Raw genomic sequence first — 15,538 nt, 5'->3', positions numbered from 1 at the left:
TTCAGTTACTCCCTTCCGCGCCATCAGCCGGCTTGCGGAACATATCCAGAATCATCATGCCAGCACCGATAGTGATCGCGGTGTCGGCCAGGTTAAACGCCGGGAAATGCCAGTCCTGCCAGTAGAAATGCAGAAAATCGACAACATAGCCGTGAACCACACGGTCGTATACATTGCCAAGGGCACCCCCGAGAATCAGGGTAATCGCGATGGCGGTCCAGGTCTCATGGTGCTTGAGGTTCCGCAGCCACATAATCAGTACCACACTGACCACGAGGGCCAGTGTGACGAAGAACCAACGCTGCCACCCGGCCGCTTCAGCCAGGAAGCTGAACGCAGCCCCTGTGTTATGCAGCAGCGTCAGGTTGAACATAGGGATCACGGGCACCGGATCACCGTACGTCAGCATAGCCGTAGCCATGGCCTTCGTGCCCAGATCAATAATCACAACGAGCACAGCCAGCCACAGCCACTTGAGCTTGCTTCCGATCATGTCTTCCGTCATTGACGCTTCCATCAAGCGAAGGAGCGGGCTTCACCAGCCCCATCTACGTTGGTCACGCAACGGCCACACAAATCCTTATGCTCCGGATGCTGGCCCACATCTTCACGGTGGTGCCAGCAGCGCTCGCACTTCGCGTGTGCCGCAGGCGTTACGCTGACTCGCAGCCCTTCGTAGCTGGTCAGTTCCGCATCACCCGCTTCAGACGCCGGCTTCACCGTTGCTTCAGAAGTAATGAGGACAAAGCGCAATTCCTCTCCCAGGTGTTTGAGGTCTGCCGCAAGATCGCCCTCGCAGTACAGGGTCACTTCTGCACTCAGTGAGCCTTTGATTTCGCCACGGGCACGGGCTTCTTCAAGGCACTTGTTCACGGCTTCTTTCACACCGTAAATCTCGCGCCAGTAGTCACGCCCCAACTCCGAGCCTTCCGGCAATTGGCTCAACCCTTCATACCAGGTCTCGTAAAATACGGTATCGCCACGCTGCCCCGGCAGATGCTGCCAGATTTCATCGGCAGTGAAGCTGAGGATCGGTGCAATCCAACGTACCAGGGCTTCTGCGACATGATAGAGCGCGGTCTGACAGGAACGACGCGCCAGGCTGTCTGCCTGCGTCGTGTACTGGCGGTCCTTAATGATATCCAGATAGAAACCACCCAGGGTCGCCTCACAGAAGTTGTAAACCTTCTGGTAAATCCGCAGGAAAGCGTAGTTGCCGTAATCCTCGTGCAGTTCATTCTGCAGCTGCAACGCACGATCCACCATCCAGCGATCCAGGGCAATCATCTCTTCCGGCGCAACCAGATGCTGTTCCGGATCAAAGCCGTTGAGGTTGCTGAGCAGGAAGCGAGCGGTATTCCGGATACGACGATACCCATCGGCCGTCTGGCGCAGGATGTCCTTGGACACCGTCATCTCGCCACTGTAATCCGTTGCCGAAACCCACAAACGCAGAATATCCGCACCCAGTTCATTCATCACTTCCTGGGGCGCAATAACGTTACCCAAGGATTTGGACATCTTCCGGCCCGAACCGTCCACGGTAAATCCGTGAGTCAGAACCTGACGGTAAGGCGCAACGCCATTCATCGCGATAGAGGTCTTCAGGGACGACTGGAACCAGCCCCGGTGCTGGTCAGAGCCTTCCAGGTACATATCGGCAGGGAACTGGCCGAGCTCAGGACGAACCCGCAGAACCGAATCATGGGTGACACCGGAATCAAACCATACATCCAGGGTATCCAGCACTTTCTCGTACTGATCTGCATCGGCGCCCAGCAATTCGTTCTGGTCGATGTCATACCACGCATCGATGCCGCCGGTTTCAACGGCCTCAGCAACCTTCTCAAACAGCTCTTGAGTATCCGGATGCAGCTCCTGGGTTTCCTTATGGATAAACAGGGTGATCGGCACACCCCAGGTGCGCTGACGGGAGATACACCAGTCCGGACTCTGCTCAAACATGGCTTCGATCCGGTTCTGCCCCCAGGCAGGCACCCAACGCACGCCTTTAATAGCTTCCAGGGCATCAGCGCGAAGATTGAGTTTGTCCATACTGATGAACCACTGCGGCGTCGCACGGTAGATCAGCGGTGTTTTCGTCCGCCAGCAGTGAGGGTAACTGTGCTGGAACTTCTCGGTCCGCACCAGCTTCCCTTCCCGGGTCAGAGCCGCACACACCGGCTCATCAGCCTTGTATACGTGGACACCGGCAAATTCGCCTGCAGCTTCGGTGTAAGTACCGTCGGCCTTGACCAGATTGATGGTGCCAATGCCGTATTCCTTACCAACCTCAAAGTCTTCCATGCCGTGGTCAGGCGCCGTATGGACAGCACCGGTACCCGCATCGGTGGAAACGTGGTCGCCAAGGATGACAGGGACCTGCTTGTCGTAAATCGGGTGATGCAGAGCCAGGTTCTCAAGCGCAGAACCTGCGGCATGGCCCAACACGCTGTAGTCTTCAATACCCCAGCGCGCCATGATGCCTTCTACCATTTCAGAAGAAAGAACCATCCTCTCAGGCCCTTGCCCGGCATCGACCTGAACCAACGCATAGTCCATGTCTGCGCCCAGAGATACCGCCTGGTTGGCCGGAATTGTCCAGGGAGTGGTTGTCCAGATGACAACGGACACATCACCTTCACCCTTGTCAGTACCAAACGATTCCAGAACTTTCGCCTGATCGACCACCGTGAAACGCACGTCAATCTGAGTAGATGTTTTATCCTGATACTCAACCTCGGCTTCAGCCAGCGCCGACTGTCCGACCACGCTCCAATAAACAGGCTTATACCCGCGAACCAGATGCCCCTTGGCAACGATCTTGCCCAGAGCACGCACGATGCCGGCTTCAACCTTCGGATCCATGGTGAGGTATGGTTTGTCCCAGGAACCCATCACACCGAGGCGAATAAAGTCTGCTTTCTGGCCTTCAACCTGTTTGGTGGCATAGTCACGACAGGCCTGGCGGAACGTCTTGTAATCCACCTTAACGCCGGCTTTGCCGATTTCCTGCTCCACCTTGTGTTCAATCGGCAGGCCATGGCAGTCCCAGCCGGGAACATAGGGCGCGTCATAGCCCATAAAGCTACGGGATTTGACGATCATGTCCTTGAGAATCTTGTTGACCGCATGACCGATGTGAATGCTGCCATTTGCATAGGGAGGTCCATCGTGAAGGATGAACTTGTCCCTACCCTCACGCTGCTTGCGCAGGTTGCCGTAGACATCGAGATCCTGCCAGCGCTTGAGCATGTCCGGCTCGCGCTTGGCCAGGTTACCGCGCATAGGGAAGGCGGTTTCCGGCAGATTCAGGGTATGCTTGTAGTCGCTCATGGTCTTTGTGCGTACTCTTTTGGTCGGTATGGGTCAGTAATCACTATTCCAGGCCACCGGCATCAGCCGGCAGTCCTGCAGGAACCGTTTTCAGTAATCCAGCCCCGGGCATCATCGAAATCCCGGGCAATCTGGTGTTTCAGCGCGTCAACAGAATCAAACTTGATCTCTTCACGCAAGCCGTGCCTAAACACGACCTCTATGTGCTGGCCATAGAGTGTGCCAGCAAAGTCAAACAGGTGCACTTCCAGCGCCGGTTGTTTGCCATCGACTGTGGGCCTGAGCCCAATATTGGCAACACCATCATAAATCGTGCCTTCTTCCAGCTTTGCGGACACGACATAAACGCCCTGCAGCGGTGCCATCCGCTGCAGCAGGATATTGGCGGTAGGCGCACCGATTTCCCGTCCCAACTGCCGACCGTAAACCACCCGGCCGCGGATACGGTAGGGACGCCCCAGAAGAGCCTGCGCTTCTTCCAGCCTGTTCACATTGAGCCGTTCGCGCACACGAGTACTGCTGACACGCTCCCCCGCGACCGTAACCGTGCGGGTATTTTCAACAGTAAATCCCTGTTCGCGTCCGACTTCCCGGAGCAACATGAAGTCACCCGTCCGGTCACAACCAAACCGGAAATCATCGCCAACTACCAGATGGCGAACGCGCAGGCCGTCAACCAGAACCGTATCAATAAACTCCTGACTGGTCAGGCGTCGGAAACGGCTATTGAAGTGCAGACACAGCACATGATCGATCCCCAGGGCGGTCAGCGCCTCGAACTTCTGGCGGAAAGACATTAACCGAGGAGGCGCCTCACTCCCCTGAAAGAACTCCCGGGGCTGGGGCTCGAATACCATGACAACCGAAGGCACACCAAGCGCTGCCGCCTTCTCTTTTACCTGCTCCAGGATGGTCTGGTGACCAACATGGACGCCGTCAAAGTTTCCAATGGTCGCGACACACCCTTGCGCGAAGGGGAAACCTTCCCGCCGGGACAGCGTATTCAGATTGATCAGACCACGGACAAGACGCATGGAGCGCAAACCTTCATTTGCTATTTAGCTTTCAGCGTTGCAGGCCTCTCTGGCCTCTGGTGATACAAGGCCAACCGGAGCCGGACCCAACACTGGCGAGAAAACGCGCGATTATACCTTACCTCTGGCGAAAATGTCTTACCCTCACCCCAACCAGGGCCAGCGTAACGAAATAGACTGCCACTCCTGCGCCAACCAGCATTGCCATATCCACCGCCCGTTGATAGCCCGTCGCAACAAGCCAGGCATCTACCGGCGACTTCATCCAGAGGATCACCCCAGCCAGCGCGGCGTTCGCCAACAGTAGCCGAAGCATGAATAGCGGCCACCCACTCTGGCTTTTCCAGGCACCTTCACGGCGCAGCCCCCGCCAGAGCAGATACCCGTTAAGCCAGGCAGACAACGACGTCGCCAACGCCAGACCAGCATGAGCCAGAGGCACAATCAGCGCCAGGTTGAACGCCATATTGGCCACCATCGCAATGACGCCAATTTTCACCGGTGTACGCGTATCTTCCCGGGCAAAAAATCCGGGCGCCAGCACTTTGATCAACATAAATGCCAGCAGTCCTGCAGAGTAGGCGCGCAGGCTTTGGGCGGACATCAGCACGTCACGATCAGTTACTTCTCCATAGTGGAAAAGCGTGGCAATCAGGGGCTCCGCCAGAAGCGCCAGCGCAAGCGCCGCCGGGGCACCTATCAGCAACACAGCTCTGACGGCCCAATCCAGAGTTGCGGCAAACTGTTCGGACGACGCCGCGGCATGCTTCCGGGAAAGACTGGGGAGGATAACGGTCGCGATGGCGATGCCAAAGACCCCAAGCGGCAACTCGGAAAGGCGGTCAGAATAGTACAGCCAGGAAACGCTACCGGTCTGAAGAAAAGAGGCAAGCACGGTATCCAACAACAAATTGATCTGACTGACCGACACCCCGAACAGCGCTGGCGCCATCAGTTTCAGAATGCGACTGACACCTTCATGCCGATAATCAACCCTCGGTCGCGGCAACAGCCCCAGCCGCATCAGGAACGGAAGCTGGAAAAACAACTGCAACGCGCCTGCGATAAACACGCCCCAAGCCAGCGCCATGACCGGCTCAGCCATCAACGGGGTCAGATAAATGGCCGCCCCGATCATTGCCAGATTCAGCAATACCGGGGTGAACGCCGGTACCGCGAAACGGTCATAACTATTGAGAATACCGCCTGCGAAGGCGGTCAGGGAGATCAGCAAAAGATAGGGAAAGGTAATGCGCAACATATCGCTGGCTAGCGAAAATTTGACCTGATCATCCATAAATCCAGGCGCAAACACTGCTGTCAGTACCGGAGCACCAAGCACCGCCACCAGGGTAACCCCGAGCAGAATCAACCCGAGAGTGCCAGCAACAGCATCTACAAGCCGCTTGACATCCGATACGGACTGATTTTCCCGGTAAGACGACAAGACAGGAACGAACGCCTGCGAAAACGCCCCTTCAGCAAACAAACGACGCAGGAAATTCGGAATCTTGAAGGCGACAAAAAATGCGTCGGCACCGGCCCCCGCACCGAAATAGCGGGCAATAACCATATCGCGGACCAACCCGAGCACCCGGGAAAGCATCGTCATTACGCCAACCACACCCGATGAGCGCAACAAACCCGGCGCTCTGGGCGGGGTAGTGTTTTCCGAAGACGTTTCAGATTCTGACGACATGAAGGCAATGGCCACTAGTTGAAGATTGCAGAGAGTGATTATTTCGGGAATTACGTGCCTCGGCCACACCCCTGACCAGGCGAGCGGCGAGTTTAACACAGGCCTTTGCATACTGGGGATGAAATGGCTTTTGGTCTTGACATTTCCGGGTTTCAGCGGCATAGTTCCGCGTCATTTATTTCGACGCGCTGGTTTTGGCGCGCCCGCGATGTAACGAATCATTTTGTAACGAATTCAGATTTTCAGGAGTTTTACGGTGGCAAATTCCCCGCAAGCCAAGAAGCGCGCACGTCAGAACGAGAAGAACCGCAAGCACAACGCAAGCCTGCGTTCTATGGCTCGTACTTACATGAAGAAAATTCAGGCCAAGATCGAAGCTGGCAACTACGACGAAGCTCAGACCGCTTTCCAGCAGGCTCAGCCTATCCTGGACAGCATGGTCAACAAGGGCATCTTCGCCAAGAACAAGGTTGCTCGTCATAAGAGTCGCCTGACTGCCAAGATCAAGGCTCTGAAAAGCGCCTGATTTCGGTTAGCCCGAGACATAAAAAAACCGGTCTTCTGGCCGGTTTTTTTATGTCTCGAAATAGCCCAATGATCATCGACAGGCCTACACAATCACCAGATTGTCGCGATGAATCATCTCTTCGTCGGAAATATAACCAAGAACACCCACAATTCGATCACTGGATTGCCCAGCAATGGCCCTGGCCTCATCAGCATCATAATTGATCAGCCCACGAGCCACTTCCCGCCCCCCGGTGTCGATACAGGAAACCATCTCCCCGCGCCGAAACTGACCAACAACGCCCTTAACACCGACCGGCAACAAACTGCGACCACCAAGACACAGAACCCTCACCGCCCCATCGTCCAGCGTAAGCTTTCCCCGTGTCTGCAAGTGACTTGCCAGCCACTGCTTCCGCGCAGCCACCCTTCCCTGCTCCGGCAGCAGCAAGGTACCGATGACATCACCCTGACGCAGGCGCGTGATCACGCCCTCTATACGACCACCTACTATGACAGTGAACGCCCCTGAACGGGCCGCCAAACGCGCCGCACGCACCTTGGTCTGCATACCACCCCGACCAAGCGCGCCCGCACCGCCACCAGCCATAACATCCAACTCCCGATCTCCAGCCTTCCGCTCAGCAACCAAACGAGCATCCTGATGCTTTCGGGGATCTTTATCGAACAACCCCAACTGATCCGTCAGAATAATCAGTCCGTCCGCCTCTATCAGGTTTGCTACCAGAGCACCGAGAGTGTCGTTGTCACCAAAACGGATCTCATCAGTCACCACCGTATCGTTTTCATTAACGATGGGAACCACGCCAAAATCCAGCAGCGCCCGCAGCGTACTCCGACCATTGAGATAACGTTTACGGTCGGACAGATCGTCGTGAGTCAGGAGGATCTGCGCTGCATGAATCCCGTGGCGCTTGAACTGAGCCTCCCAGGTTTGCACCAACCCCATCTGTCCTACGGCAGCCGCCGCCTGCAATTCATGCAACTGCTGTGGACGGGCAGACCAACCAAGGCGACTCATCCCCTCCGCTACAGACCCGGAAGAAACCAGGACAACCTCAACACCGTCCTGAATCAGGGCCACAATCTGATCAACCCAAAGCCCCAGGGACGCAACATCAAGCCCCTTGCCATCGTTGGTCAGCAAGGCACTTCCGATTTTGATTACCAGGCGTCGGGCCTGGCGCAACTGGACACGTTCACTCATTGCGACGCAGATCTCTCGATTTACTCCGGGGCGTATACCACTTCAACGTCATAATCATCATCGTCGTCATCATCATCACTTTCATCATCCTGACGAGCCGCTCTGCGGGCCTGACGATCAGCCTCAATTCTGGCGCGAGCCTCTTCGTCCATCTGACGGCGACGCTCTGCCTCGCGCTCGGCAACTTCCGGGTTCTGAGCCTCTTCCTCAGCCTGCTCTTCGATCCAGCGCATCACAGCCTGAACCAAAGGTTTCGTGCCCTCGCCACTCAGTGCGGAAATCCAGAACACCGGACCTTCCCAGCCCAACTCATCCACAATCGCCTGGCAGTGCGCATCACGATCTTCTTCCGCAACCATGTCCACCTTATTCAAAACAAGCCAGCGATCACGATCAGCAAGCGTCTCGCTGAACTTCTCCAGCTCATGCTCAATCGCCCTCACAGACTCAACCGGCGAAGAGCCATCATAAGGAGCAACATCAACCAGATGCAGCAACAGTCGAGTACGAACCAGGTGTTTGAGAAAACGGATACCCAGACCAGCACCTTCAGCAGCACCCTCAATCAAGCCCGGAATATCAGCAATGACAAAACTCTGATGCGCCTGAACGCTGACCACACCGAGATTGGGCACCAGCGTAGTGAACGGATAATCCGCCACCTTCGGGCGGGCCGCCGAGACTGAACGAATAAAGGTAGACTTACCCGCATTGGGCATCCCCAGCAGACCGACATCCGCGAGAACCTTCAGCTCCAACCGAAGGTTTCGCAACTCACCTTCAGAGCCTTTGGTGGTCTGCCGCGGCGCCCGGTTGATGGATGATTTAAAGCGAGTATTCCCCAAACCATGAAAGCCACCCTGGGCAACCTTTAGACGCTGACCGGCATGAGTCAGATCTCCCAGGATTTCATGAGTATCCATGTCAACAACTGTGGTCCCAACCGGCACCGGAAGCACCAGATCTTCACCCTTGGTACCAGTGCAGTTACGACCAGAGCCCGGTTCGCCATTCTGGGCTTTGTGCTTGCGCTGGAAGCGATAATCAATGAGCGTATTCAGCCCCTCATCCGCCTCCAGATACACGGAACCACCATCCCCGCCGTCGCCACCATCCGGGCCACCTTTGGGAACGTATTTTTCACGCCGGAAACTGAGACAGCCGTGACCGCCCTTACCGGCTTCAACAATGATGGTGGCTTCGTCTACGAACTTCATGATTTACCCTTTGCGCATAGCGCATAAACTAAAAAGCCCCGCAGCCTCAAGGAAGCTTTGCGGGGCTCCGGACAACATTGATAACTCACTATATCAGGAGTTCAACGCCATCCAAGGTTCTGCAGAACCGGATCGCCGCTGCTTATGCAGCAGGAACGATGCTAACGAACTTGCGGCTCTGCGGGCCTTTGGTTTCGAATTTCACCTGACCGTCTGCTTTCGCAAACAGGGTGTGATCCTTACCAATGCCAACGTTGCTACCAGCGTGGAAACGAGTGCCGCGCTGACGAACGATAATGCTGCCTGCGCTAACGCTCTCGCCGCCGTAGCGCTTGACACCAAGTCGTTTCGACTCGGAATCGCGACCGTTACGGGTACTACCTGCTGCTTTTTTATGAGCCATGACCAGCCTCCTGATTAAGGGGTAATTCGAGAGCCTTAGCCCTGGATACCCGTGATCTTTACTTCAGTAAACCACTGACGGTGGCCCTGACGCTTCATGTGGTGCTTACGACGACGGAACTTGATGATCTGCACCTTGTCGTGACGACCGTGGCTAACCACTTCAGCTGTCACTTTGGCACCTTCAACAACCGGCGCGCCTACCTGAACCTTGTCGCCATCTGCAACCAGCAGAACGCGATCAAACTCGACGTTGCCGCCGGTTTCGACTTCCAGCTTTTCCAGCTTCAGGGTTTCACCTTCTTTCACACGGTGCTGCTTACCACCGCTAACAATAACTGCGTACATTCACATTCTCCGCGATTGACCCATCCCTGCTCTTATCCACCTGGTTCTAAGGGAAGCTCTCTGGCAACCCTATAGCAGGGAGCGCAGGTTGGGATGAGTTGGGCGCGTGATTCTACGAAAATACGCCATTCAATACAAGTAAGTTTACCCTTCAAGTTGACACTGTAGGCAGCAATACCTAGCATTGCCGCGACCTACCTGAATAATCAGCAATCAAGCAACGAAAAACCACACCAGCAGGGGTTCCAGAAGCCGCATGACTGTCCAGCGCATCAACGAAACCGTGGCCGACGATTTCAGCCGTGTCAACGACCTGATACTCAAGCGGCTTGCCTCAGATGTTCCCCTTGTCGAAAAGATTGCCGAATACATAATCGAGAGCGGCGGAAAGCGCCTGAGGCCTTTACTGGTGCTGCTCTCGAGCAAGGCACTGGGGTATGACAAAGACGATCACCTCAAACTTGCCGCCGTTATCGAATTCCTGCATACCGCCACATTACTGCATGACGACGTAGTTGATACCTCCGATATGCGCCGCGGCCGCAGTACGGCAAACGCACGCTGGGGTAACGCCCCGAGCGTTCTGGTAGGTGATTTCCTTTATGCCCGTGCCTTCGAAATGATGGTCGAGTTGAAAAGTCTGGAGATCATGGACGTGCTGTCCCACGCCACGGCGGTCATCGCCGAGGGTGAAGTCATGCAACTCATGAACATCAAGAACCCGGACCTGACCGAAGAACAGTACATGAAGGTCATCCACAACAAGACAGCCATGCTGTTCGAAGCCGCATCCCATACTGGCGCACTGCTTTCCGGCGCGTCCGCGGCTCAGGAAACAGCCCTGAGGGACTATGGAAAACATCTCGGGCTCGCATTCCAGCTCGTGGATGATGTACTGGACTATCGCGGTGACGCGGAGGCCATGGGCAAAAATGTCGGCGATGACCTTGCCGAGGGAAAAACCACGCTGCCGCTGATTCACGCCATGGCCAATGCCAGCGAGGAAGACAGCCAGCTGGTACGCCAGGCCATCCGCAAAGGAGGCCTGGACGACATGCCACGAATTCTCTCGATTGTCGAAAGCTCCGGCGCTCTCGAATACACCATGCAACGGGCTCGAGAGGAAGCGCACAAAGCAGCAGCGTGCCTGGAGAACCTCACCGACTCAGAACACAAAGAAGCCCTGAAACTTCTGACCCAGGTAGCGGTTGCCAGGGTCAGCTAAGCTGATCCCGGCGATGGGGTGAAGCAAAATCCAGGGCGGGGCCATCAGGTACGATTTGTGTCGGATTAATCGTACGTTGACTGACGTAGTAGTGCTCCTTGATTTGTTCAATATCGACCGTTTCCTGCACTCCCGGCACCTGATACAGATCCCGAAGATAGGCGGACAGCACGGGATAGTCGCTGATCCGCTGGCGATTACATTTGAAATGGCCAAAGTAGACAGCATCAAACCGGATAAGCGTTGTAAATAATCGCCAATCCGCCTCAGTCTGTTGCCCACCCAGCAGATACCTCTGCACCGACAATCGGCTCTCCAGCCAATCCAGCGTTTCAAATAACGCATCGTAAGCTTCGCTGTATTTGTCCTGAGCTGTTGCAAAGCCCGCCTTGTAAACCCCGTTGTTTACAGTGTTGTATACCCGGTCATTCACTTCGTTGATTTCTGCGCGTAACGTTTCGGGATACAAGTCCAGATCAGCATTCACACCGTCCAGATCATCAAATGCCTCGTTGAACATCCGGATGATATCGGCAGATTCGTTGCTGACGATGGTCTGCTTTTCCTTATCCCACAAAACCGGCACCGTCACCCGGCCGGAATATCCGGGTGCAGCGCGGGTATACACCTGGTGCATGTAGCTGAACCCATGCAGAAGATCTTCATGCAGCGGATCGTTCGGCCGAAATTCCCACCCGTTTTCCAGCATGTGCGGGTGAACTACCGATACCGCGACGTGAGACTCCAACCCTTTGAGCTTGCGAAAGATCAGCGTGCGGTGGGCCCAGGGGCAAGCCATAGACACATAGAGATGATAACGGCCAGATTCAGCCTTGAAGTCCCCAAGCCCCGCTGGGCCAGCAGCGCCATCCCGAGTAACCCAATTACGGAACCGTGCGGCTTCCCGTTCGAACTTGCCGCCAGTTTTGTCCGTGTCATACCACTTGTCGTGCCACTGCCCATCGACCAACAAACCCATAACCACTACACCTCAGAAAGACTGAACAACGAAAAGAATTAAGGGGCAGAATACCGACCTCCCTGCTACCCTCTCAAACAAGAGTTTCTGGCCAACTACCTCAGATTATTCGAACATGCACACAGCCATTACTATCGACGCCCTCAAAGTCCTTGATGCCATTGACCGCAAAGGCAGTTTTGCCGGGGCAGCAAGCGAACTGTTCCGGGTTCCATCTGCCATCAGCTACACCGTTCAGAAACTGGAAGAGGACCTGAATGTCTCAATATTCGACCGTTCTGGCCACAGGGCCACATTGACCCCCGCCGGTCGTTACCTGTTGGAAGAGGGGCGCGCGCTGCTAGAGGCCGCGGAAAACCTGGCTCACACCACTCGACAGGTTGCCCAAGGCTGGGAAACCCGGTTACGCATTGGCTTCAACGCCCTGCTTCCGGCCCAATGCCTCTTTCCCGCCATTGAGACCTTCTACAATCTGGGTGTACCTGTCGACGTTCAGATCATTGAGGAAGTTTTTGCCGGCGCATGGGATGCACTCCAAAGCCGGAGGGTGGACCTGATTGTCGGAGCTGATCACTTCAGCAAGCCTGCAGGCAACTTTACAACTCACAATCTTGGTGAAATCCAGTTCGCCTTTGCCGTGGCCAAAGATCACCCACTGGCCAGGGCCCCGGAACCGCTTACGGAAGAAGACATTTGCAGGTTTCCCGCCGCCGTCGCCGCTGACACCTCTCAAAACCTGCCACCAGGTCATGCCGGTATATTCCGCAGACAAAGAACCCTGACCGTCGCCAACATGGATCAGAAAATTGCCACTCAGGCTTCCGGGCTCGCCGTAGGCTGGCTACCCACCCCCCGCATCCGTGATGAACTGAAACAGGGCTCTCTGGTCATCAAGAGCGTCCATGAGCCACGACAACCCGCGGTTCTGCTGCTGGCCCGGCACTCCGAGGATCAGGGCAAAGCCCTGATGTGGTTCTGGAATCATCTGATTTCAGATAATACTATTGCCGACTGGATATCGGGACAGGACAACTGACACCTGCTGACTTACGGGCGAATACTTCAGGGGCGGAAGAGTCAACAGAAATGAACACTGCGTCGTTTATACTGCGCCAATTCACATCGCCGAAGGGAGTTCACTGATGCGGCAGCTTTCCGAACTGGACGCTTCATTCCTGTATCTGGAATCCGAGATCGCGCCAATGCACATTGGCGGGGTTTACCTCTTTGATGCCAGCGAACGACAGGAGCCACTACCGTTCGGAACCTTTGTCGCCTACCTTCGCAGTCGACTGCACGTAGTTCCTGTTTTTCGCCAACGCCTCAAAGAAATTCCACTGCGACTGGGCCGACCATACTGGATTGACGATACGGAGTTCAGCATTGAGCGCCATCTCGCTTACGTAAATCTCGGAGAGCAGGGACGCCGTGAAAGTCTGACTACGCTGGCCGCGCGGATACTGGAGGAGCCCCTGAAGCGGGATCGCCCTCTGTGGCACATTACCTTTGTGGATGGATTCCGGCTGGATGACCGCCCCGACGGCAACGAGGGCTTTGCTCTTATCGTCAAGCTGCACCACGCCGCCATCGACGCCTTCAGCGGGGAAGAGATTATCAGCAAGCTGCTGGAGTACACCCCGTCTCCGAGGCCGATCACGCCCCCAAAGCCCTGGCACCCCAGCCCTCAACCCTCCGATGAACGGGTCATGTTGCAAGCCGGGGCCAATATGCTGCGAACACCGCTCCAGGTGACATCGCTCGCTTTCACTGCAGCTGAGGCAACAGCCAGGGGATTGATCCAGAAACAGCTGCGCAAACTGCCACTGCCGCTCCCACTGTTCTCCGCCCCCCATAGCCCGTTCAACCGCCAGATCACTGGACATCGCCAGATCGTCTCGGCGACAGTTGAGCTGTCCCGGCTGAAATCGGTCAAGGCAGCCCTGGGAGACGTCACTCTGAACGATGTCGTGCTGGGACTTTGCGCAGAAGCACTGAAGCGTTACCTGCACCGTCAGGGAGCGGATACGGACCGTTCACTGGTGGCCATCACACCCATTTCCGTGCGCTCGAACAGCCTGCGCCGGGCCACCGGAAACCAAATGTCCGCCATGCTCCTTGAACTGGCCACCAATGAGCCAGATCCAGCCAGACGAATTCACCGCATCCATTGGAACGCGGTTGCCTCGGAACCCTATCGTGAAGCTATCGCCGCGGACCGGCTCACCGAGATGCTGCCGTCACCTATGCTGGCGCTGTCAGCACGGCTGTATTCCGAATTGCAGGTAGCGCAGCGCTATCAACCAGTCTTCAATCTGCCGATCACCAACGTACCCGGCCCACAAGTGCCGCTCTATTTGCAAGGTGCCCGTCTGGTTCAGCAATACAATACCGCCCCCCTGTTCGACAGCCTGGGGTTGGTGATTGTTGCCGTCAGTTATCAGGGAAATCTCACCATCAACTTCACGCTGTGCCCTGACGTCGTGGCCAACGGCGAGGCTCTCACGGGCGATATCGAAGACAGCCTGAAAGCGATCGAAGAGGCCGCAAATGGCCTGGAGGCGTGGAATCAGCCAGAAGATGCGCCAATTCCCGTTCCACAAACCCTCACGGACGAAGCACTGACAGCGATGGAGAAAGTGCTTAAGGGCGTTCTTGGGCGATTCCGCTCTTAGCGAATATCATCCCTGGACAACCTGCGAGCGTTATTCGAACGCCCAGCGCAGAAACGCCTTCTTTTCATCATCGGTCGCGGTCGCCCAGACTGACTTCAGCGTATCCAGGGCTGTACCGGCGCCTGCGCCCACTGCCGCCTGCTCACCGGAAGATATCGGTGTGCGAGCCAGGGCCGACTGCGGATCCCATGCAGAGGACTCAGCGACCACAGATCCATTTGCGGTAACAACCGTTGCTGAGAAATCTTTGCTCAGCGCTTCAGCTTCCTGACGATTACCCGCGTGCGTAAAATCAAACTGGTAAATCTCTCCGGGCTCAGCTTCAAAGGTGACAACCTGAGGTTCACTTTCATAGACATGGACTTTCGACTCGCCATTTTCAACGACGCCGGACTTTGCCCAAATCGACTTATGGCTGAAGACCACCTGATTTTTGCCGGGTAGCAATGCGTACTCCAGAGCCAGATCGTCCATCAGATAATTGGTCATACTGCGCCCATTCACTTGCGCAACTTTGATGGCAGCAGGCGCTTTGAGCGTTGCAGCGTTCGCTGCGCTGTCTGGTTGCCCCTCCCAGGTCTCAACTCGTGCCATGGTGGAAGAACAGGCAGCCAGACCGCTCACCATCAGTGCGACAAAAACCAGCTTGGCACTGCGACCTAATGACAGCCATAAACCGGCGTCTTTTCCTTGGGCATAACGATTATTCATTTGATCTCCTTGATTTTGAATGAGAAAGCACAGCACGAAGCCTGACACAGTTTCATTGCATTCTGACGAGAACGACGGGCGGCGACAAGAGGCCTGATACGTGACGCCCATAGCACCCTAATCGGTTAAATGTAAAAAAATGTTGAATTCAAGAAAAAATTGATTAATTTTAAACCAATC

The 15,538-nt window shown here is 55.7% G+C and carries 14 protein-coding genes; 4 read left to right on the top strand and 10 right to left on the bottom strand.

Features of this window, described 5'->3' with window-relative positions; translation table 11 throughout:
• Position 1: 1 nt before the first annotated feature.
• The 4 genes from lspA to murJ all read right to left on the bottom strand — a co-directional run bounded on the left by lspA (position 2) and on the right by murJ (position 6,069).
• Positions 2 to 517, bottom strand: a complete 516-nt coding sequence (lspA, locus tag FWJ25_RS16170; protein ID WP_149601302.1) for a signal peptidase II — start codon at positions 515 to 517, stop codon at positions 2 to 4.
• Positions 517 to 3,336 (bottom strand): isoleucine--tRNA ligase, encoded by a 2,820-nt coding sequence (gene ileS, locus FWJ25_RS16165; RefSeq protein WP_149601301.1) that lies wholly within the window; start codon positions 3,334 to 3,336, stop codon positions 517 to 519. The genes lspA and ileS overlap by 1 nt, the downstream gene beginning before the upstream one ends.
• A 62-nt stretch (positions 3,337 to 3,398) precedes the next feature.
• Positions 3,399 to 4,370, bottom strand: coding sequence for a bifunctional riboflavin kinase/FAD synthetase (gene ribF, locus FWJ25_RS16160; protein ID WP_149601300.1), 972 nt, complete (start codon positions 4,368 to 4,370; stop codon positions 3,399 to 3,401).
• 118 nt (positions 4,371 to 4,488) lie between these two features.
• Positions 4,489 to 6,069 carry a murein biosynthesis integral membrane protein MurJ gene (gene murJ, locus FWJ25_RS16155; RefSeq protein ID WP_149601299.1) on the bottom strand — a complete coding sequence of 527 codons (1,581 nt, stop codon included), beginning with the start codon at positions 6,067 to 6,069 and terminating at the stop codon, positions 4,489 to 4,491.
• A gap of 256 nt (positions 6,070 to 6,325) precedes the next feature.
• Here murJ and rpsT point away from each other — a divergent pair, with 256 nt between their 5' ends.
• Positions 6,326 to 6,595 (top strand): 30S ribosomal protein S20, encoded by a 270-nt coding sequence (rpsT, locus tag FWJ25_RS16150; RefSeq protein WP_149601298.1) that lies wholly within the window; start codon positions 6,326 to 6,328, stop codon positions 6,593 to 6,595.
• A gap of 84 nt (positions 6,596 to 6,679) precedes the next feature.
• Here rpsT and proB read toward each other — a convergent pair whose 3' ends face one another.
• The 4 genes from proB to rplU form a co-directional block, all read right to left on the bottom strand.
• A complete protein-coding gene (gene proB, locus FWJ25_RS16145) occupies positions 6,680 to 7,804 on the bottom strand; it encodes a glutamate 5-kinase (RefSeq protein ID WP_149601297.1) in 1,125 nt (374 codons plus the stop codon).
• Between the two features lie 20 nt (positions 7,805 to 7,824).
• On the bottom strand, positions 7,825 to 9,021 hold the full coding sequence (cgtA, locus tag FWJ25_RS16140) for an Obg family GTPase CgtA (protein WP_149601296.1): 1,197 nt from the start codon (positions 9,019 to 9,021) through the stop codon (positions 7,825 to 7,827).
• A 142-nt stretch (positions 9,022 to 9,163) separates the two neighbouring features.
• Entirely contained in the window at positions 9,164 to 9,424 is a 261-nt protein-coding gene (gene rpmA, locus FWJ25_RS16135) for a 50S ribosomal protein L27 (protein ID WP_149601295.1), read from the bottom strand.
• Positions 9,425 to 9,459: 35 nt separating this feature from the next.
• Positions 9,460 to 9,771 (bottom strand): 50S ribosomal protein L21, encoded by a 312-nt coding sequence (rplU, locus tag FWJ25_RS16130; RefSeq protein WP_149601294.1) that lies wholly within the window; start codon positions 9,769 to 9,771, stop codon positions 9,460 to 9,462.
• A 256-nt stretch (positions 9,772 to 10,027) separates the two neighbouring features.
• Here rplU and ispB point away from each other — a divergent pair, with 256 nt between their 5' ends.
• On the top strand, positions 10,028 to 10,996 hold the full coding sequence (gene ispB, locus FWJ25_RS16125; RefSeq protein ID WP_149601293.1) for an octaprenyl diphosphate synthase: 969 nt from the start codon (positions 10,028 to 10,030) through the stop codon (positions 10,994 to 10,996).
• Here the strand turns inward: ispB and FWJ25_RS16120 are convergent.
• Positions 10,989 to 11,975 carry a glutathione S-transferase family protein gene (locus FWJ25_RS16120; protein WP_149601292.1) on the bottom strand — a complete coding sequence of 329 codons (987 nt, stop codon included), beginning with the start codon at positions 11,973 to 11,975 and terminating at the stop codon, positions 10,989 to 10,991. The genes ispB and FWJ25_RS16120 overlap by 8 nt on opposite strands.
• A gap of 115 nt (positions 11,976 to 12,090) precedes the next feature.
• On the opposite strand from FWJ25_RS16120, the gene FWJ25_RS16115 reads away from it, so the two are divergent.
• Positions 12,091 to 13,011: a LysR substrate-binding domain-containing protein gene (locus FWJ25_RS16115; RefSeq protein WP_149601291.1), complete on the top strand. Its 921-nt coding sequence runs from the start codon at positions 12,091 to 12,093 to the stop codon at positions 13,009 to 13,011.
• 106 nt (positions 13,012 to 13,117) lie between these two features.
• A complete protein-coding gene (locus FWJ25_RS16110) occupies positions 13,118 to 14,647 on the top strand; it encodes a WS/DGAT/MGAT family O-acyltransferase (protein ID WP_149601290.1) in 1,530 nt (509 codons plus the stop codon).
• Positions 14,648 to 14,677: 30 nt separating this feature from the next.
• Here the strand turns inward: FWJ25_RS16110 and FWJ25_RS16105 are convergent, their stop codons facing one another.
• Complete coding sequence (locus tag FWJ25_RS16105; protein WP_149601289.1) at positions 14,678 to 15,358, bottom strand: DUF2057 family protein; 681 nt, start codon at positions 15,356 to 15,358, stop codon at positions 14,678 to 14,680.
• Positions 15,359 to 15,538 lie beyond the last annotated feature (180 nt).

Origin of the sequence: Marinobacter salinexigens (assembly GCF_008370345.1) — a bacterium.
Classification (GTDB): Bacteria; Pseudomonadota; Gammaproteobacteria; order Pseudomonadales; family Oleiphilaceae; genus Marinobacter; species Marinobacter salinexigens.
This window is presented reverse-complemented; position numbering and strand designations above follow the sequence as displayed.

Excerpts from the sequence above, each read along its gene's own strand:
- ispB (WP_149601293.1), top strand. The coding sequence starts at position 10,028 with ATGACTGTCCAGCGCATCAACGAAACCGTGGCCGACGATTTCAGCCGT.
- ribF (WP_149601300.1), bottom strand. The coding sequence starts at position 4,370 with ATGCGTCTTGTCCGTGGTCTGATCAATCTGAATACGCTGTCCCGGCGG.
- rpmA (WP_149601295.1), bottom strand. The coding sequence starts at position 9,424 with ATGGCTCATAAAAAAGCAGCAGGTAGTACCCGTAACGGTCGCGATTCC.
- murJ (WP_149601299.1), bottom strand. The coding sequence starts at position 6,069 with ATGTCGTCAGAATCTGAAACGTCTTCGGAAAACACTACCCCGCCCAGA.
- lspA (WP_149601302.1), bottom strand. The coding sequence starts at position 517 with ATGGAAGCGTCAATGACGGAAGACATGATCGGAAGCAAGCTCAAGTGG.
- rplU (WP_149601294.1), bottom strand. The coding sequence starts at position 9,771 with ATGTACGCAGTTATTGTTAGCGGTGGTAAGCAGCACCGTGTGAAAGAA.
- proB (WP_149601297.1), bottom strand. The coding sequence starts at position 7,804 with ATGAGTGAACGTGTCCAGTTGCGCCAGGCCCGACGCCTGGTAATCAAA.
- FWJ25_RS16105 (WP_149601289.1), bottom strand. The coding sequence starts at position 15,358 with ATGAATAATCGTTATGCCCAAGGAAAAGACGCCGGTTTATGGCTGTCA.
- FWJ25_RS16110 (WP_149601290.1), top strand. The coding sequence starts at position 13,118 with ATGCGGCAGCTTTCCGAACTGGACGCTTCATTCCTGTATCTGGAATCC.
- FWJ25_RS16120 (WP_149601292.1), bottom strand. The coding sequence starts at position 11,975 with ATGGGTTTGTTGGTCGATGGGCAGTGGCACGACAAGTGGTATGACACG.
- cgtA (WP_149601296.1), bottom strand. The coding sequence starts at position 9,021 with ATGAAGTTCGTAGACGAAGCCACCATCATTGTTGAAGCCGGTAAGGGC.
- ileS (WP_149601301.1), bottom strand. The coding sequence starts at position 3,336 with ATGAGCGACTACAAGCATACCCTGAATCTGCCGGAAACCGCCTTCCCT.
- FWJ25_RS16115 (WP_149601291.1), top strand. The coding sequence starts at position 12,091 with ATGCACACAGCCATTACTATCGACGCCCTCAAAGTCCTTGATGCCATT.